17 protein-coding genes and 1 riboswitch are annotated in these 18,378 nt (G+C 61.7%); of the genes, 12 read left to right on the forward strand and 5 right to left on the reverse strand.

The annotated features are described in order from the left end of the window. The first annotated feature begins 209 nt into the window (after positions 1-209). From EK373_RS25600 to EK373_RS25625, 6 genes are all read left to right on the forward strand, one after another. Positions 210-815: an ANTAR domain-containing response regulator gene (locus EK373_RS25600; protein ID WP_129647279.1), complete on the forward strand. Its 606-nt coding sequence runs from the start codon at positions 210-212 to the stop codon at positions 813-815. Continuing rightward, positions 812-1,972: a CmpA/NrtA family ABC transporter substrate-binding protein gene (locus EK373_RS25605; protein ID WP_129647281.1), complete on the forward strand. Its 1,161-nt coding sequence runs from the start codon at positions 812-814 to the stop codon at positions 1,970-1,972. The genes EK373_RS25600 and EK373_RS25605 overlap by 4 nt, the downstream gene beginning before the upstream one ends. 299 nt (positions 1,973-2,271) lie before the next feature. Continuing rightward, positions 2,272-3,657 (forward strand): CmpA/NrtA family ABC transporter substrate-binding protein, encoded by a 1,386-nt coding sequence (locus EK373_RS25610; protein ID WP_129647283.1) that lies wholly within the window; start codon positions 2,272-2,274, stop codon positions 3,655-3,657. A 143-nt stretch (positions 3,658-3,800) separates the two neighbouring features. Then, a complete protein-coding gene (locus EK373_RS25615) occupies positions 3,801-4,685 on the forward strand; it encodes an ABC transporter permease (protein WP_407676220.1) in 885 nt (294 codons plus the stop codon). A gap of 10 nt (positions 4,686-4,695) precedes the next feature. Next, the gene (locus EK373_RS25620) at positions 4,696-6,372 is read left to right on the forward strand and encodes an ABC transporter ATP-binding protein (protein ID WP_129647285.1); all 1,677 of its coding nucleotides are present in this window, start codon (positions 4,696-4,698) and stop codon (positions 6,370-6,372) included. 33 nt (positions 6,373-6,405) lie between these two features. Continuing rightward, positions 6,406-7,677 carry an alginate export family protein gene (locus tag EK373_RS25625; protein WP_129647287.1) on the forward strand — a complete coding sequence of 424 codons (1,272 nt, stop codon included), beginning with the start codon at positions 6,406-6,408 and terminating at the stop codon, positions 7,675-7,677. 23 nt (positions 7,678-7,700) lie between these two features. Here the strand turns inward: EK373_RS25625 and arsC are convergent, their stop codons facing one another. Continuing rightward, complete coding sequence (gene arsC, locus EK373_RS25630; protein WP_129647289.1) at positions 7,701-8,066, reverse strand: arsenate reductase (glutaredoxin); 366 nt, start codon at positions 8,064-8,066, stop codon at positions 7,701-7,703. A gap of 106 nt (positions 8,067-8,172) precedes the next feature. On the opposite strand from arsC, the gene EK373_RS25635 reads away from it, so the two are divergent. Continuing rightward, a complete protein-coding gene (locus tag EK373_RS25635) occupies positions 8,173-9,309 on the forward strand; it encodes a dipeptidase (RefSeq protein ID WP_198683639.1) in 1,137 nt (378 codons plus the stop codon). Between the two features lie 79 nt (positions 9,310-9,388). Here EK373_RS25635 and EK373_RS25640 read toward each other — a convergent pair whose 3' ends face one another. Next, a complete protein-coding gene (locus EK373_RS25640; RefSeq protein WP_129647291.1) occupies positions 9,389-9,700 on the reverse strand; it encodes an HPF/RaiA family ribosome-associated protein in 312 nt (103 codons plus the stop codon). Positions 9,701-9,957: 257 nt separating this feature from the next. On the opposite strand from EK373_RS25640, the gene EK373_RS25645 reads away from it, so the two are divergent. From EK373_RS25645 to EK373_RS25655, 3 genes are all read left to right on the forward strand, one after another. Then, the gene (locus EK373_RS25645) at positions 9,958-10,158 is read left to right on the forward strand and encodes a KTSC domain-containing protein (RefSeq protein ID WP_129647293.1); all 201 of its coding nucleotides are present in this window, start codon (positions 9,958-9,960) and stop codon (positions 10,156-10,158) included. 78 nt (positions 10,159-10,236) lie between these two features. Next, positions 10,237-12,390, forward strand: coding sequence for a sulfate permease (sulP, locus tag EK373_RS25650; RefSeq protein ID WP_129647295.1), 2,154 nt, complete (start codon positions 10,237-10,239; stop codon positions 12,388-12,390). Beyond that, on the forward strand, positions 12,387-12,776 hold the full coding sequence (locus EK373_RS25655; protein ID WP_129647297.1) for a YchJ family protein: 390 nt from the start codon (positions 12,387-12,389) through the stop codon (positions 12,774-12,776). The genes sulP and EK373_RS25655 overlap by 4 nt, the downstream gene beginning before the upstream one ends. Before the next feature lie 11 nt (positions 12,777-12,787). Here the strand turns inward: EK373_RS25655 and EK373_RS25660 are convergent, their stop codons facing one another. The 3 genes from EK373_RS25660 to EK373_RS25670 all read right to left on the reverse strand — a co-directional run bounded on the left by EK373_RS25660 (position 12,788) and on the right by EK373_RS25670 (position 16,018). After that, positions 12,788-13,375 carry a TMEM165/GDT1 family protein gene (locus EK373_RS25660; RefSeq protein ID WP_129647299.1) on the reverse strand — a complete coding sequence of 196 codons (588 nt, stop codon included), beginning with the start codon at positions 13,373-13,375 and terminating at the stop codon, positions 12,788-12,790. A gap of 6 nt (positions 13,376-13,381) precedes the next feature. After that, positions 13,382-13,559: riboswitch (yybP-ykoY riboswitch) on the reverse strand. Between the two features lie 70 nt (positions 13,560-13,629). Continuing rightward, complete coding sequence (locus EK373_RS25665; RefSeq protein WP_129647301.1) at positions 13,630-14,250, reverse strand: glutathione S-transferase family protein; 621 nt, start codon at positions 14,248-14,250, stop codon at positions 13,630-13,632. Positions 14,251-14,332: 82 nt separating this feature from the next. Further along, positions 14,333-16,018, reverse strand: coding sequence for an MFS transporter (locus EK373_RS25670; RefSeq protein ID WP_129647303.1), 1,686 nt, complete (start codon positions 16,016-16,018; stop codon positions 14,333-14,335). 134 nt (positions 16,019-16,152) lie between these two features. Here EK373_RS25670 and EK373_RS25675 point away from each other — a divergent pair, with 134 nt between their 5' ends. Together EK373_RS25675 and EK373_RS25680 are read left to right on the forward strand one after the other, a co-directional pair. Next, positions 16,153-16,560: an OsmC family protein gene (locus EK373_RS25675; RefSeq protein WP_129647304.1), complete on the forward strand. Its 408-nt coding sequence runs from the start codon at positions 16,153-16,155 to the stop codon at positions 16,558-16,560. Positions 16,561-16,718: 158 nt separating this feature from the next. Continuing rightward, positions 16,719-18,287, forward strand: a complete 1,569-nt coding sequence (locus EK373_RS25680; RefSeq protein WP_129647306.1) for an EAL domain-containing protein — start codon at positions 16,719-16,721, stop codon at positions 18,285-18,287. The last annotated feature ends 91 nt before the right edge of the window (positions 18,288-18,378 follow it).

The raw sequence follows: 18,378 nt of genomic DNA on the forward strand, positions 1-18,378 counted from the left end.
GCAGCCAAGATGTGCTCGATGTTGCAAGCGCTATGCCACGATGTTCCGGCTGCACTTGGGCTGCGTTTGCCGCCGTCGCGAGCACCGGTTTGCGCAGATGTGGTGCGTGCGCTGCGCAGAGCGCACTTAAAGTGGTGCGAATTGCGCCGCGCCTCCTCATAGTGCAAGGGTTGTCGGAGTGGCACAGGCATTGCACTCCTTATGATTCGATGCCCGAAGCCAGGTCCAAAACCGAGCCCTCTCTGCGCGTTCTGATCGTCGATCAGAACGTCATGCGTGCCAGCATTCTTGAAGAAGGCTTGCGCGAGGGGGGCTATCACAACGTGACGGTGCTGCGTGAGATGCACAACCTCATGCGCCGGATCGTCGACATCGATCCGGAAGTCATCGTCATCGACCTGGAGAATCCCAACCGCGACGTGCTGGAGCAGATGTTCCAGGTCTCGCGCGTCGTGCGCCGGCCCATCGCCATGTTCGTCGATCGCTCCGACACGGACATGATCGCCGCGGCCGTCGATGCCGGCGTCGGCTCCTATGTGGTCGACGGTTTGAAGAAGGAGCGCGTGAAGGCCGTGCTCGACATGGCGATCAGTCGTTTCCACGCCTTCAACAAGCTGCGCGAAGAGCTCGACAGTGCGCGCCAGGCGCTGGATGAACGCAAGATCGTGGATCGGGCCAAAGGCATCCTGATGAAACAGCGAGGTATGAGCGAGGAGGCGGCTTATGCGCTGCTGCGAAAGGCGGCGATGAACGAGAACCGCCGGCTCAGCGAGGTGGCGCAAAGCGTCGTGACTGCGTCGAGTTTGTTGAAATGAATGACGTGACCACGGTCGTCGGTTTCATTCCCTTGATGGATTGCGCGCCGCTGGCGGTCGCGGTCGAGAAGGGTTTCGCCGCGGAAGAAGGCCTGGACCTGCGGCTGGTGCGCGAAACGTCCTGGGCGAACATTCGCGACCGCGTCGTCGTCGGTCACTTCGATGCTGCCCACATGCTCGGGCCAATGGCCATCGCGTCGACACTCGGCGTCGGACATCTCAAAGTGCCGATGGCCGCGCCCCTGTCGCTGGGTCTCGGCGGCAATGCGATTACCGTATCTTTGCGCGTGTGGGACTTGATGGTTGCGGAAGGCGCGGCGCTGTCGGCCGGTCCGCGTGCGCTCGGTGAAGCACTCCGAAATGTCGTGCGTGCGCGGGAGCGGGCGAACAAGCAGTCGTTCACGTTCGCGATGGTCTATCCGTTCTCCGCACATAATTATGAGCTGCGCTACTGGCTGGCCGCTTCGGGCATCGATCCGGATCGCGATGTCAGGCTGGTGGTGATACCGCCGCCCTTGCTCGTCGACGCCATGCGCGAAGGGCAGATCGATGGCTTCTGCGTCGGCGAGCCCTGGAACAGTCTTGCCGTCTCTGTGGGTGTCGGTTGTATCGCTTTGCCGACAACTGCTATCTGGCCGTTGAGTCCGGAGAAGGTGTTGGGGTGCCGGCTCGAATGGACCCAGCGACATCCGGATCGTCTGCGGGCGCTGGTGCGCTCCTTATATAAGTCCGCGCTCTGGTGTGAGCGCCCCGAGAACCACCTGGAGCTGGCGCGTTTGCTGGCTGAGCCGCGCTTCGTCGGTGCACCGGCGGAGATTCTGTTGCGTGGCCTGTCGAATCGCCTGTACCTGCAACGGGGCAGTGAGGCGGAGCACTTGTCGCAGTTCTACTTGTCTGCGTCGCAGGCCGCGACGTTCCCCTGGGTGAGTCATGCACTGTGGTTCTACTCGCAGATGGTGCGCTGGGGACAGGTTGCTTTCGACCCCGAGCATGTCGCGCAAGTGCGGGCGACGTATCGGCCGGATCTGTATCGCCTGGCCCTGGGCGAAACAACAAATATTCCCTCTGCAGATACCAAGCTCGACGCGCTCTTCGACGGCGTGCGCTTCGATTCGGACGATCTGCCTGCCTATCTGAAACTCAACGCCAATCCCTGATCGGCTGCACGCCCATCGTGCAACTGTTGTGAATGTTTGCTCCGTCGCGGCCCAGCGGCGTCGGAAGTTTGTTTGCTCCGGATTCGCAAGTCGCTGACTTTTCGGGAACATGCGCTCGAGTGTGGCGCTGGCACGGTCGTTGCAATCCTGAGAAACAACGGGACGATTCGTCGCCCCGCATCGGCCGGCCCAACAGCGGGCTTGCCAGGCAACGCCGCCGACTCCACTGCACGCCACGCGCGTGCACTGAAGTCGGCGGCGTTTTTTTTTGGCCTGAATCTTTCGGAGTGACGGAGCCCATGCTGAAAAAGATACTTCGAGCTTGCGCGATCGCCGCCGCTGCGTTGAGTGCGGCGCACGCGACAGCAGCGGAGCTCGAGCTGGAGAAGGAGCAGCTGAAGATCGGCTTCATCAAGCTCACCGATATGGCGCCGCTCGCCATCGCGTATGAGAAAGGCTTCTTCGAGGATGAAGGGCTGTATGTAACGCTCGAACCGCAGGCGAACTGGAAGGTCATTCTGGACCGAGTCATCACCGGCGAGCTCGATGGCGCGCACATGCTCGCCGGACAGCCGCTCGGTGCGGCGGTCGGGTTCGGTACGAAAGCCGACATCGTCACCTCGTTCAGCATGGATCTGAATGGCAACGCGACCACCGTATCGAACGAGGTCTGGAATCTGATGAAGCCGCGTTTGCCCACTGACGCGCAGGGCAAGCCGGTTCATCCCATCAAGGCGGACGCACTCAAGCCTGCCGTCGATGCATTCAGGGCGTCGGGCAAGCCATTCAAGATGGCGATGGTATTTCCTGTGTCCACGCACAACTACGAGCTGCGCTACTGGCTTGCGGCCGGCGGACTGCACCCGGGGTTCTATTCGCCGACCGATGTGTCGGGCCAGATCAAGGCCGATGTATTTCTTTCCGTGACGCCGCCGCCGCAAATGCCGGCGGCCCTGGAGGCGGGCACGGTCCATGGCTATTGCGTCGGTGAGCCGTGGAATCAGCAAGCCATCTTCAAAGGCGTCGGCGTTCCGATCGTTACCGACCTGGAAATCTGGAAGAACAATCCGGAGAAAGTGTTCGGTGTCACGCGTGCCTGGGCGGAGAAACATCCGAATACCCATCTCGCGATGCTCAAGGCGCTGATCCGCGCCGGTCAGTGGCTCGATGCAAACGACGGTGCGAATCGCAAGGAAGCGGCGCAGATCCTGTCGCGTCCGGAGTACGTTGGCGCCGATTACCGCGTGATCGCCAACAGCATGACAGGCACATTCGAGTTTGGACGCGGCGACAAGCGCAGCGTGCCTGACTTCAATGTGTTCTTCCGTTACTACGCAACGTATCCGTACTACAGCGATGCGGTGTGGTTTCTGACGCAAATGCGCCGCTGGGGGCAGATCCCGCTGAGCCAGACGGATCAGTGGTATCACGAAATGGCGAAGAAGGTGTACCTCACCGAGCCCTATCTGCGGGCGGCGCGCCTGCTGATCGAAGAAAAGAAGGCGAAGCAGGATGACTTTCCCTGGAATAGCGATGGCTACCGTCCGCCGACCAGGGAATTCATCGATGGCGTCGAGTACGACGGTCGCAAGCCCAATGATTATCTGCAGAAGCTCACCATCGGGCTGAAGCAGGGCCAGGCGGTTGCGAGCGGCAACATTGTGACCAAGCAGGGAGCCACCTGATGTCTGCGTCGCCCATGGTCATCCCGCGGGAGCCACCATCTTCTGCGAGCGAGGCGAAGACAGTTCCGCCTCCGCCAGCTGCGAAGGTGAGAGCAAAGCAATCGCTGTGGCTCGAACGCCTGTGGCGGCAAGTGGGCATTCCGATGCTCGCGATTGCCATATTCCTGTTCGCCTGGAGCCAGGCGGCCAGTCGCATCCAAACCAGCCTCGGCCAGATCCCAGGTCCGATCGCGGTCGCGAAGCAGGCGCACAGCCTGTGGCTGGATCACCAAGCGGAACGTGAGAAGGCTGCGGCGTTCTACGAGCGGCAGGAGAAGCGCAACGCCGCCAGGCTGGCGAAAGATCCAAATGCCGAGATAAAACCGGTGAAGTACACGGGCAAGCCGACGTACATCGATCAGATCCTGACCAGCCTGAAGACGGTGTTCACCGGATTTCTGCTAGCGACGCTGGTGGCGGTGCCGCTCGGCATCCTTTGCGGGCTGAGCACGACGATCAACGCGTCGTTGAACCTGTTGATCCAGATCTTCAAGCCCGTCTCGCCGCTCGCCTGGCTGCCATTGGTGACGATCATCGTCAGTGCAGTCTATGTGACCGCGGACCCGATGTTCGAAAAGTCGTTCCTGATCTCGTCGATCACGGTAACCCTGTGCTCGCTGTGGCCGACATTGATCAATACCGGCGTCGGCGTGAACTCGATCGATCGCGATCTGCTCAACGTCGCGCGCGTGCTGCAGCTGAAGTGGACCACCAAGCTGTTCAAACTCGTGCTGCCGTCGTCATTGCCGTTGATCTTCACCGGCATGCGGCTGTCGCTGGGAGTGGGCTGGATGGTGCTGATCGCGGCCGAGATGCTGGCGCAGAATCCTGGTCTAGGAAAATTCGTGTGGGATGAGTTTCAGAACGGCAGCTCCGATTCGCTGGCGCGGTTGATGGTCGCGGTGCTCACCATCGGGATCATCGGCTTCCTGCTCGATCGCGTCATGCACACGCTGCAGAGCCTGCTCGACTTCGGTGTGCGTCGCTAAGGAGGTCGCCATGTCATTTCTGCAACTCAAAGGCGTAGCAAAGAACTACGGCTCGGGGGAGCAACAGGCCGAGGTGCTCAGTGACGTTAACTTGAGCATCGCAGAGGGCGAGTTCGTCGCCATCGTCGGCTTTTCAGGCAGCGGCAAAACCACGTTGATCTCGACCATCGCCGGCCTGATCCAGCCGGATGCAGGCGAGGTGCTGTTCCAGGGCCGGCCCGTCAGCGGGCCAGCGCCGGATCGGGGCGTGGTATTTCAAAATTATTCATTGCTGCCATTGTTGACGGTCCAGAGTAACGTCGCTCTGGCCGTCGACAGCGTGTTTCCCAAGTGGTCGGCCGAGCAGCGGCACGCGCACGTTCGCAAATACATCGAGATGGTCGGCCTGACTCACGCAGTCGATCGTCGGCCCGCGGAGTTGTCGGGGGGCATGCGTCAGCGTGTCGCGGTGGCGAGAGCTTTGGCAATGGATCCCAAGGTGCTGCTGCTCGATGAGCCGTTGTCAGCGTTGGATGCGCTCACACGCTCACGCCTGCAGGACGAGATCGAAGCCATCTGGGAGCGCCAACGCAAGACGGTCATCCTAGTAACCAACGATGTGGATGAGGCGCTGTTGCTGGCAGATCGCATCATCGCGCTCGAGCCCGGCCCGCGAGCGACACTGGGGCGTGAGTTCAAAGTCGATCTGCCGCGTCCGCGCGATCGGATGGCGGTCAACGAAGATGGCTCCTATCGACGGCTCCGCGCACAGATCTCTCAGTACTTGATGAGCTTGAGCCGGCAGCGTGGCGCTGCCGCCAGCACTACGCGAGCGTTGCCAGCGATTGTTCCAATCGAACCGCCTGTGCCGAAGACCATGCGCAAGGCAACGCGGCCGAAGCCCGCCGAGAATGTCGATAAGTTCGTCGAGTTCTACGATGTCACCAAGGTCTACCCGACCCCGAAGGGGCCGCTGACCGTCGTCGATCGATTCCAGCTCGATATTCGCAAGGGTGAGTTCATTTCACTCATCGGGCATTCGGGCTGCGGTAAGTCGACGGTACTGTCCATGGTGGCGGGGCTGAGCGAGGTTTCCGGCGGCGGCATCACCCTGGATGCTCGCGAAGTCACATCTGCCGGTCCCGATCGTGGCGTCGTCTTTCAAGCGCCGAGTCTCTTGCCGTGGCTGACCGCTCGCGAGAATGTCGAGCTGGGCGTGAATCGCGTGTACCCGCACGCCAGCGAGCAGGAACGAAACGACATCGTCGAGTACTACCTGGCGCGCGTCGGCTTGGGCGACGTGCTCGAGAAGAAGGCGAGTGAGTTGTCGAACGGGATGAAACAACGGGTCGGTCTGGCCCGGGCGTTTGCGCTTTCGCCAAAGTTGCTTCTATTGGATGAGCCGTTCGGCATGCTCGATGCGCTGACGCGCTGGGAGCTGCAGGAAGTGCTCATGGAAGTCTGGAAGCGCAATAAAGTGACTGCCATCTGCGTTACGCACGACGTGGACGAAGCCATTCTGCTGGCCGATCGCGTGGTGATGATGACCAACGGTCCGCATGCGCGGATCGGGCGGATCATGCAGATCGATCTGCCGCGGCCGCGGACGCGCAAGCAGTTACTGGAGCACCCGATGTACTACCACTATCGGAACGAGCTCCTGGCATTTCTAGAATCTTGCGGGCGCCAGCAGACGCACGCCGCATAATCGGTCAACAAGCGCTCTCGGAGGGCGAAAACAATGCGTTCATGGGGTCAACGAAGTGGCTTGGGCGTGGGCATGGTGCTGGCGATGGCAGCTCCAGGCTCGACCCATGCCGGGGATTTCGGTGTTCTGGGCGGCGCGCTGAGCGAGTCGAAGCCGATTTTCGATGCGCGGCTCCGTTACGAGGGCGTGGATCAAACGCCATTGGCGGAGGAGGCGGACGCCGAAACATTGCGCCTGCGCCTCGGTTTCGAAACCGGCAAAGCATGGAACACGACCTTCCTGGCCGAAGGCGAAGTGATCACCGAGCTGGCCGGTCGCTATCGTGACGATCCGGCGCGTCCCCGCAATCTCAACTATCCGGTCATCACCGATCCGGAGAGTGAGGAGATCAACCGGTTGCAGTTGGTGAATACGTCGTTGCCTGGCACGACGATGACGCTCGGTCGACAGCGCATCGTACTCGACGACCAGCGCTTCGTAGGCATCTCTCCCTGGCGCCAGAACGAGCAAACGTTCGACGCCGTGCGCATCGTCAACAAGCCAACGACGGCGCTCACCCTGGACGCGACCTACTTGAACCAGGTCAATCGCATCTTCGGCCGTGAGTCGCCGCAAGGTCGGTATCAGGGCGACGGCGTGCTCGCGAATGCCGCCTATCAGTTCGGATTCGGCAAGCTCAGCGCATTTGGATACTGGCTCGACTTCGATCATCTGAATGGCGTGCCGGTGGCACTGGATCCAGTGCGAGTATCCAGCGAGACGTTTGGCGGGAGGCTCGCGGGCGAGCGTCCGTTGAGTAAGCTCAAGATGGCGTACGCGGCGACGTTCGCGCGGCAGAGCGACTACGGCAGCAACCCGCTCAGCTTCGATCTCGACTACTACTCGGTCGAATTGACCGGCACGTATCGCCAATACAGCCTGACGTTGGGGCAGGAAGTGATGGAGGGCAACGGCACGGTCGGCTTCTCGACGCCACTGGCGACCATGCACAAGTTCCACGGCTGGGCCGACAAGTTCCTGACGACACCCGTCAATGGGATCGACGATAAATATGTGAGCGTCGGCTATCTCGCCAAGGGCGTGGCGATGTTGGACACGCTGTCTGCAACCGTCGTGTATCGCAACTTCGAGTCGGAGCGACTGTCGCAGGATCTGGGCGAGGAGGTCGATCTGCAGTTGCAGGGCAAGTATCAGCGCTTCGTCGGCTTACTCAAGGTCGCGCTATACGAAGCACACGAAGGGCAGACGCCCGCCGCGTATCAGGACACGACGAAGTTCTGGGCGCAGCTCGAGTACGTTTGGTAACGGGTCGAGCGAGGATCCTGTCGTCAGGCCTTGGGCGGCAGGATCTTCAGCACGGTTTCCGGCGGACGGCTGAGCACCGCGCCGAGCGGCGTAATCACGATCGGGCGGTTCATGAGGATAGGATGCTCGAGCATCTGATCAACGATCTCGGCATCGCTCCACTTGGACGAGTCGCCCAAGCCCAGCTTCTCGACTTCCTTCTCTCGCAGCAGCTCGCGCGCCGTGAGCTTCGTTTTCTTGAGCAGATCCAGCAACGTTTTCCGGTCCGGCGGCGTCTTCAGATACTCGATGACCTGCGGCTCGATGCCGCGCTCACGGATCAACGCCAGCGTGTTGCGAGAATTCCCGCAAGCGGGGTTGTGGTAGATGGTTACGTCGCTCGAGCTCATGCGGAGATTCTAGCCCATCCAAGTCGCATGGATCGCGATTTCGCGACTTTCGCGATCCCGCGTGCGATACGCTGCGGAGCCACCACAAAAGCCTTGGGGATTCGACGTGATCACTCGCCGCTCCGTATTGAAGTCCGCCGCTGCTGCGACCGTGCTCAGCACGGGCCTGCCGATGATCAACATGGGCCAGTACCAGGCGTTCGCGGACTCGCCGACGAAATATTCGGCAAAGACCATGCGCGCGGTGGAGCGGGCCATCGTGATCGACATGCTCGGGCCGTTGAAGATCAACTTCGCGCCCGAAGCTTATGCCGGCCGCATGACCGATGCCGAAGCCGAGATGTTTCGGACTTCCGGCATCACCGCATTCCACAATTCCATCGGCACCGGCGGGCCGTCGGCGGTGGAAGACACGCTGTCCTTCATCGCGGCCTGGCAAGGCTACGTCGGGCGCAACTCGCATGTATTCACACTGGTGAATACCGCGGCCGACATCGATCGCGCCAAAGCCGAGCGCAAAGTCGCCGTGATCACAGGCCTCCAGAATTCCGAGCACTTCCGCAAGAAGGAGGATGTGAAGGCGTTTTATCAACTCGGCCAGCGCTGCTCGCAGCTCACTTACAACGCGCAGAACCTGCTGGGCAGCGGCAGCACCGAGCGTGTCGATGGCGGAGTGACCGACTTCGGTGTGGAAATCATTCAGGCCATGAACGAAGTGGGCATGCTTGTCGATGTGTCCCACTGCGGCGACAAAACGACGCTCGATGCCATCGAGATCTCGCCCAAGCCGATTGCCATTACGCACTCCAACTGCCGCGCTCTCCTGAACCATCCGCGCCTGAAGAGTGACGAGGCGATTCAGAAGCTCGCGGCGAAGGGCGGGGTGATGGGCATCACCGCTGTGCGCATGTTCGTGCGCGACAAAGAGCCCACGACCATCGAACATTTCGTCGATCACATCGATCATGTCGTGAAGCTGGTTGGCATCGAGCACGTCGGCATCGGCTCGGATGCCGATCTCAATGGCTACGACGACATGCCGCCGGATCAGCTGAAGATGCTGCGCGGTTCATACAAAGCCAGCTACGGCTTCCGCGACAAGATCGACATCGAGGGCTTCGATCATCCGAAGAAGGTCTTCGATTTGACGGAAGCTCTGTTCCGTCGCGGCTATTCCGAGCAGAACGTGCTCGCCGTGCTGGGCGGCAACTTCCGCAGGCTGCTCGGGTCGACCTGGCTGTAGCCCACGCCGACGATCGCTTCCTTGCGACGTCGAGCAGCGGGATTGTGAGACGCGCGTCTACTGACGCGCGGCGCTATCGTCAGTGCGTTTCGCGCTTGCCGATGGCGTGGCTGATGGCGTGATCGAGCCTCTCCAGCGCGCCGTCGATGGCAAGCTGGACGGTCTCGGCGTGGTGAGTCACAGCGATGGGTTGCAGATTCGACATGCGTGCTTCCAGCATGCAGCGTTTGTCCGGGCCTCCTTTGCCGCCGTTGAGATCGCCCAGGTGCATCTCCACCCGGGTAATGCGATCGGCGAACTTCGCCAGATAGTCCTCGACCGTTCTAGACAGCCGTTCGGCAGTGTCTTCGGCGAGGCGGACGCGATTGTCGTGGTTCACTTGTATCTGCATGCGAGCTTCCTTCGTCCCATAAGCCTTTAAATGGCCTATTGAAAGTACTCGGGCGCCTGTCGAGTTGTTCCCGTCGGGGAAAGCTCCACAGCGGCGCCCCACGAATGCACCATGGGGCCTTTCGCGGCATTACGCAAGTCGTCTGCGTGACGATCAATAAGGCGAATCCGCAAGGCGCGCTCCAGGGCTTGTAGCCGGTGCGCGCCGCGCGCCACCGGCTGGCGGAACCCCGGCGAAATAATGCACGTTTCGCCCCCATGCCTTCGACGGTGATTCAGTCGTTCGAGTACGACGCCGGCAAGCGGGAGCTGCGTGTCCTGTTCCGCTCCGGCCGGCGCTACGTTTACGAAGGCGTTGCCGACGACACCTATGCCGCCATGCGCCGCTCGTTCTCCAAGGGCGAGTACTTCAACGAGCACATCCGCGACCGGTATCCATTCCGGCGCGAAGACGGCTAGTTGTATATAAAAGGTCCGTAGTCACATCGCCGCAGCTCGGCGTATCATTCCGTGCTGGGGAGAATAACGAGAGCGGGCGTGAACAAAGTCACCGTGCGAGGCGTCGATGGCTCCCACCGCGACTATGGTTTGACCGCCGGCTCCATGGCCATCGGCCGCGATCCCGCCAGCCACATTCACTTGAAGGACTCGCAGGTCAGCTGGAAGCACGCCGTGCTCATCAGCGACGCGGGCGGCTGCATCATCGAAGATCTCGGCAGCTCCAACGGCACCTTCGTCGGCTCGCATCGTATTCAAAGACACGTCGTGCACCCGGGCGAGCGCATCAAAATCGGTCCGTACGAGCTGATGTTGCAAGCCTTGCAGGTGCCGTCGCCGAATTCGGCCAGCGAGCGAACGCTGTTCGCGGCCGCCGATCATTACGTCCAGCACCACGAAAAGCAACAAGGCGCGAGCGTGCAACGGGCGGTCGAGCAGGCGGGCGCCGCGGTCAGAGAAACCGCCGAAGTGCGCGACTGGCGCGCGCTGCTGAAACGTTTGTTCCCGCTAGCGGGCGGGGAGGCGGTGTACGGAAAATTCAAGCTGCGCACGGAAGTGCTCGCGGGCATCACCGTCGCGGCATTGTTGGTGCCGCAAGGCATTGCATACGCATTGCTCGCGGGGCTGCCCCCTGTGATGGGTTTGTATGCATCCATCCTGCCCATGATCATGTACGCGCTGACCGGCAGCGGCAGGCAGACATCGACGGGCCCCGTGACCGTCGACTCGCTGATGCTGGTGCTCGGGTTGAGCACGATCGCGACGGCCGGTACGGCGACTTACATCGCACTCGCTATCTTGCTTACGGCGGTGATCGGCGTCTCGCAGCTCCTGATGGGCGGGCTGCGGCTCGGGTTCCTGGTGAACTTTCTTTCTTATCCCGTGCTGGCGGGGTTCACGTCGGGCATTGCCATCATCACGGTACTGGGCCAGCTGCATCACATTCTCGGCATTCCACAGCATCGGTTTCCCTATTTGTATGAGGCTGTGATCGACGTGGTGTCGCGAGCCGATCAAGCGAATCTGGCCACGCTCGCCATCGGCCTCAGCTGCATTCTGCTGTTGTTGGGTTTCACGAAGCTCTCTCCCAAGGCGCCGGGGCCGTTGACCATGGTCGTGGTGTGCACAGTGTTGTCGTTCGCGTTCCGCCTCGATCTGCATGGCGTCGCTGTGCTGGGTCATGTGCCGCGAGGCATGCCGCATCTCAGCGTCCCCGATTTCGACTGGGCGCAGATCAAACAATTGCTGCCGCTGGCGTTGACGATGGCGCTCGTTGGCTTCGCGCAAACGGTGTCGGTCGGCAAGTCGCTCGGCAACAAATATAGTTATGACATCGATGCGAATCGTGAGCTCACGGCTTTGGGGCTGGCCAATATCAGTGCCAGCGTGTCGCAGGGTTACGCCGTGTCCGGCAGTTTGGGGCGGTCGGCGCTCAATGCGACAGCGGGGGCGAAGACGCCGCTTGCCGCTATCGTCACGGCGCTGTGCATTCTGTTGATCGCCTTGTTCCTCACGCCACTGTTTACTTATCTGCCCAATGTCGCCTTGGCAGCTATTCTGGTCGTGTCGTCGCTGCGGCTGATCGATACGCGCGAGATCCGATACCTGTTCAACGTGAAGATCACCGAGGGATTACTGCTGGTCTTCACGTTCCTTGCGACCCTTGTATTCGGCGTGATGCCCGGGCTGCTGCTGGGGATCGTCGCTTCGATCCTGTTGTTCATCACGTTGAACACGCGGCCGTACACAGCCATCCTCGGCCGGCTGCCCAACACCAACATCTTCCGCAATGTGGAGCACTTTCCCGAAGCGGAAACCATTCCCGGCCTGGTCATCCTGCGCATCGACGCGTCGCTGTACTTCGCAAACGTGGTGTTCTTGAAAGAGCGCCTGCACGAGATCTGCGATCGCTATGAGGGCGAGCTGCAGGCGTTGATCCTGGATGCCAGCGCAGTGAACGATCTCGATTCGTCCGCGGACACGGCGCTCCATCAGCTGTCCGATGAGTTCAAGAAGAAGGGCATTACGTTCTATATCGCTGGCGTGAAGGCGCCGGTGCGAGAGGTCATGCGGCGCTCGGGCTTGTATAGTGCGTTGGGCGGCGACCATTTCTTTTTTACCATCGACGCCGCGGTTCGGCGCTTTCAGGAGCGCACTGGAACCGTTGCACTGAAGAGCGCGACTCCGCGATGAAGCGTCCGACAGAAACAATGTGTCCGTGCGGCTCGTCCCTCGCTTATGAGCGCTGTTGTGGGCGCTGGCACGCCGGCGAGCCCGCGCCCGATGCAGAATCGCTGATGCGCTCGCGCTATTCGGCATTCGTGATGTGCAATGAGCCCTATCTGCTTGCGACGTGGCACAGCACGCAGCGGCCCAAATCGGTCGAGTTCGATCGCAATCAGAAGTGGCTCGGGCTGAAAATCGTCGATAGCCGCGTCACTGGACCGGACAGCGCAGAAGTTGAATTCATCGCCCGCTTTCGAATCGGCGGCGGCTCCGCGGCGCGGCTACATGAGCGCAGCCGCTTTGTGAAAGAGAGTGAGCGCTGGCTCTATGTCGATGGCGATATCCGCGGATGACGCGCCATCGATTACACGCCGCCGAATCCCAGTCCCAAGTTCACCTTGAGCAGGATCAGCACGCCGAAGATCGCGAATATGGCGGCCGCGATAAAGCGCATTTTGCTCAGGGGGAAGCGTTTCGCCAGGGTTTCGCCGAGCAGGACGGCGGGAACGTTCGCCACCATCATGCCGAGCGTGGTGCCCATCGTGACCGCGAGCAGACTGCCGAATTGAGCGCCGAGCGCGACGGTCGCGAGCTGCGTCTTGTCGCCCATCTCGGCGATGAAGAACATCACGAGCGTCGTGAGGAAGGCGCCATGCTTGTTGTTCCTTTCGTCCGTCTCATCGAGCGTATCGGGAACCAAGGCCCACGCGGCGAAGGCGAGGAAGGCGACGCCGAGCACCCAGCGCATCACGTCAGGGCTGACTTTCATGGCCACCCAATCGCCGGCTAGCGCGGCGAGTGCGTGATTGACGATGGTGGCGATGAAGATGCCGGCGATGATGGGCCACTGCTGGCCACGAAACCGGGCGGCGAGAACGAAAGACAACAGCTGCGTCTTATCGCCCATCTCGGCGAACGCGACCATGCCGAGTGAGCTGAGCAAAGCTTCCACGAATCGAGACTCCCGGGGCCAGCGGCGCAATACCCATGACTCCACGTCCACCGCCGGCCCCGGCCGTGGTCGCAAAGTCAAAGGTCTCGCCTGGCTGATGCCGCCGACGCCATGGTCTACGACCAAGTCTGTTGACGTCGGCTCCTTACGTTGCGTAAGGCGGCTACTCCCCAATGACGGGGCGGGAAGATAGCGGGTCGGGCAGCGACATACAAGGCGCTGCCGCCGACCGCGGGTTGATTTAGGGGTTTGGCCTATGCGGCCTTCTGCTTCTCTTTCGCGCGTTGATAGGCGGGGCGGGCCTGCAGCTCTGCGAAATAGGCTTGGATTCGCGGCGACATGCGCTCGAGCAGGCGCATGCGCGCGGCGAGGTGCAGGTTGTAGCCGACGGAGATGTCGGCGACGGTGAAGCGATCGGCGCACAGAAATTTCGAGTTCGCCAAGGCGGCTTCGGCGGCGCCGAGTTTATCGAAGAAGGTGCTGCGAAAGCCTTCGGCGAGCGCCGGCTGACGTTTGTCTTCGGGCTCGAGAAAACTGAAGCGCAATGCCGCCGCGAGCGGAACGGTCAACGCCGCTTCGCCGAACGCGAGCCAGTTGAGCCAGGCGCCATACGCAGGATCGCTCGAAGCGACGGCGAGCTTGCCATCGCCGTGCTTGACGGCGATGTACTGCAGGATGGCCGTGGACTCGTTCATCGTAGTATCGCCATCGACGAGATAGGGCACCGTGCCGACCGGATTGATCTGCAGAAATTCCGGCGCCTTCTGTCGCGGCGGATAGGGCAGGACTTTCAATTCGTACTGCAGATCGAGTTCTTCGAGCGCCCAGAGCACACGGAGCGAACGAGCGTCGGCGCAGTGATACAGAGTCGGCACGATGAATCCCCCTTTTTGATGAGCACATCGATGCTAGCAAACAAGCGTGGGGGGCGCTTGTAATGCGCGGTCGATGTGAGCTTCAGGATGAGCGCGACGGATCGGTCAGCGGCTCGGCCAGGTCGTGAGATGTCGAGACATGGCCGGCCGGCAGTGCGCCGGTCTGTCGCTCGATCATGCGCTTGACCGTGGGATACCCTGGCCCTTGGTGCAGCTCGTGCAGGCGTTGCGGGATGTCTGCGTCATCCTGCGTCATACGATTGTTGTGTCGGATATATTCGAGCCATGTCGGCGTCGCATAGCGCTCCACCCAGACTGCAGGGTCGGCGAGGTCGCGAAGTAACATCCAGTTCATCGCGCCGTCACGTTTACGAATGCGCCGGCGTTCGGCCATCACCGCGAGAAACTCCAGCACGTCTTCTTCGCGAATCCGATATTCGATCGTGATGACGACCGGGCCGGTGCGCGCCTCGACGGGCACGGCGGTTTCCGGCGCTTGCCAGCGGCGCAATGGATCCAGATTCAGATCGGCAGTCTCCGAAAGCGGCAGGCGCAAGCCTAGTGCGGCGCAGATCGCCATGACCAACGCGGCGGCAAACAATGCGAGACTAACGCCGTCGCTTTCAGACGTCACGCCCCACAGCCAGCTGCCGGCGGCCATGCCGCCGAACGTGGTCACTTGATACAACGACAATGCGCGGGCGACGACCCAGCGCGGAGTCGAGAGCTGGACCGAAACGTTGAACGTCGAAAGCGTCAGCACCCACGACGCACCGGCGATCATCATCATCGTCACTGTCAGCGGCGACCATTCGCTCACGCCTGTAACGGCCGCGGCAATCGCGAATGCAACGCAGGCTGCGCGAGTCAGTCCTTCCGAGGAAAGTCGCTGACGCAAGCGAGCACTGCTGAGTGCTCCGCCCACTGCACCGACACCGAAGGCGCCAAGCAGCAGGCCGTACATCAGTGGGCCGCCAGTGAGTAAATCTCTTGCTACGAGCGGCAGTAGCGCCATCACCGAGCTGGCGCCCATGCCGAAGACGGCGCCTCGGAGCAGCACGCGCCGGATCGAGGGTGACATGGAGACGTAACGAATGCCCGCCGCGACGGCGATGCCCAACGTTTCTCGAGGCAGCAGTTGAGGTGGGCGGACAGGGCGCCAGCGTGAGAGGACCGCGATCAGCGCGATGTAACTTGCAGCGTTCGCTGCAAAGGCCGCAGCCGCGCCCGCTGCCGCCACGATTGCGCCGCCGATGGCCGGGCCGACGCTGCGAGCAATATTGAAACCCATGCTGTTGATGGCAACCGCGCCCGCGAGATGTGCTCGCGGCACCATGTCGCCCACGGATGCCTGCCACGCTGGTCCGTTGAATGCGGCTCCGCAGCCGATCAGGAACGTGAACATCAGCAGCAGCCAGGGAGTGATGAGCCCCATCCATGCGCACACGGTGAGCGCTGTGGACACGACCAGCATGAAAATCTGCGCACCCAGCATCACCTTGCGGCGATCCAGGCTGTCCGCTATTGCACCGGCAAATAACGACAGCAGCACGATAGGCAGCGCCACCGAGGTTTGCACCAGGGCGACCATGTCGGCCGATTTCGCGATGGACGTCATCATCCATGACGCACCCACCGTCTGAATCAACCCACCCAGGTTGGAAGCGACGCTCGCGAACCAGATCGACCGGAACACCGGAAACCGGAACGGCGATAGCGCCGACACGGGCGGCGTGTCGTCGGCGGGGGAGGTCGTGGCCTGGAGCATCCCTCAATGGTATGCGATGCCCGTAACGGTTGCGACGCTGGCGGCTGCATGAAAAGGTTGCCGATCGTGGCGAACCGACCGAAGATTCGGTCTATCGGGATGCGGCCCAGTCGCGTCAATCAAAAGAGGCGAGCATGATCATTTCTCAAGTTACGGTCGTCGGTAAAGCGGGCGATCCGAACTACGTTCAACAAGTCACTTGCGGTTCGCACCAGCTGAAAGCCGATGAGCCCAAGGACCGTGACGGCGGCGACGCGGGGCCGGCGCCGTTCGACTACCTGCTCGCAGCACTTGGATCGTGCACGTCGATCACGCTGCGCATGTATGCCGATCGCAAGGGCTGGGACCTGGGGAATGTCACCGTGACGCTCGACTATAAACGTGCGAAGGACACCGCCCCGAGCATCAGGCGCGATGTCTCGGTCTCAGCTCCGATCAGTGAGGAGCAGCGCGCACGGCTCGCCGATATCATCGAGCGCACGCCGGTGACGCTTGCGATCAAACAAGGTGTACAGGTCGCATCGAACGTCGTCGTCGCTTGAGGGCGCGCTGCTTATGTCACTCGGCTCGACCGGTTGCCTGCTCAATCGGTGCTGAGCGGCGCGACGCAGTTCCCTTTTTCGAGATGATCCTGATTGGGCTGGGCTCGCGTTAGAGGCAGGTCACGGTGCGCGTTGGAGCGGGTCGTTAACGTAGGTTGATGTCCGCAGTTCTCATCGAGTTGCTGCCCGATCTGGTATTCCTGATGCATCGCGACGGCACGGTCGTCGCGCATGCGGGCGGGCAGGCCGTGCCTGACTTTCGTCGCGAGGGCATGGATGCGGGCGACAAGGTCGAGCAGATCTGGTCGCCGACCACGGCGGCGCTCATCAAACGCCTGTTACGCCGGAGTATCGCCGGCCGCGCTCCTGTAGAAACACGCTTTCAGGAGCATGGGCATAGTTATGAGTTGAGAATCTCTCCGCAGGGCCCGAACCGCGCCATCGGCGTGATTCGTCCGGTGCTGTCGGAGTCGAACCGAGAAAGTGACGTCGCCGCCGATGAGCCTCGATGGCTCGGACTGGACCGTCGCGGTTTCTTGCGCCGTTTGAATGATTCGCTGGCCACGTCGGTGCTGCGTGAGATGCCAATCGCCTGCGCGGTCGTCCATCTCGAAGGAATCTCCGAGATCGCCCGGACCCTGGGCGTGCCCGTGTCCGAAGAGGTCATGAGCGTCGTCATGGCCCGAGTCAACGACCGTCTCGGCGCGGCCGAGACCAACTACTCGGGCCAGCTGCGAGAGAACGAGCTCGCGGTGGTTCTAAATACAGCAGATCACGATGCGGTCGAAGCGAGCCTTCAGGAGCTGAGCCTGGACTTGCGAGCGCCGATTCCATCCGGCGAAGTTGAATTCAGACTCATGCCGCATATCGGCGTGGCATTGTCGGCGGTGGATGCATCCTCGGCGGAGGGTCTGCTCGAGCACGCGCGCACGGCTGTTGGAGAGGCCCGGCGAGCAGCGACTACGCGACCATCGTTCTACAGCGAAGCCATGCAAATGCGCTCGTTGTCGCGCCTCGATCTGGGGCGCGAGCTGCGCGATGCCATCGCCAATCGTGACATTCGCTTTCGCTACGTCGGCCGTCATGACCTGGTCACGGGCGCGCAGGTGGCCACCGTCGCGTATCTCAACTGGCATCATCCGCTGCGGGGTGACATTGCGCCTGCCGAGTTCCTGCGCATCGCGGTCGCCACCGGTCTGGCGGTGGAGTTGTCCAGAATGGCGCTGGATGCGCTCGTGGACGAGTTCGCTGAGCAGTCGCGGCACTATTCGCAGGATGTGAAAGTGTCCTTCGGTCCGCTGCGCGATCATATTTTTCACGAGCAATTCGTCGTGGATGTCGAGCGGGTGCTGGCGAGAAATGTTCTACCCGCGGAGCGACTCGAGCTGCGCATCGCCGAGAAGGCGTTCGTTGCTCGCGAGGTTCACGCACTGCGCGCATTGCAGAAGCGGGGAGTGCAGATCGTCGTGGACGAAGCGGCGCGCGCTGTGGCGTCTTTGCCATCTCTGGCCAGTGCCCCCATTTCGGGCTTGCAGCTGGATCGTTCCTGGACGACTGCGCTGTTGCGAGATGAGACGGCGCGCAAAGTGTGTCGAGCGACCATGGGGATTGCTCATGCTCTCGGGCTGGCGCCGATGGCGGCCGGCGTCGACACCCAGGAACTGCGCGACGCGCTCGTGGAAATGGGCTGCCGTTACGGCAGTGGCGACGTATTTGCCGCGATATAACAGAACCAGCAACGACGCGGAATTTAACACCCCATTATGCGAACTGCGTCGCAAGCACCCGCAGGTTTCGCGCGACCACTACGACGCGGAC

The organism is Peristeroidobacter agariperforans, from assembly GCF_004138335.1.
GTDB classification, from domain to species: domain Bacteria; phylum Pseudomonadota; class Gammaproteobacteria; order Steroidobacterales; family Steroidobacteraceae; genus Steroidobacter; species Steroidobacter agariperforans.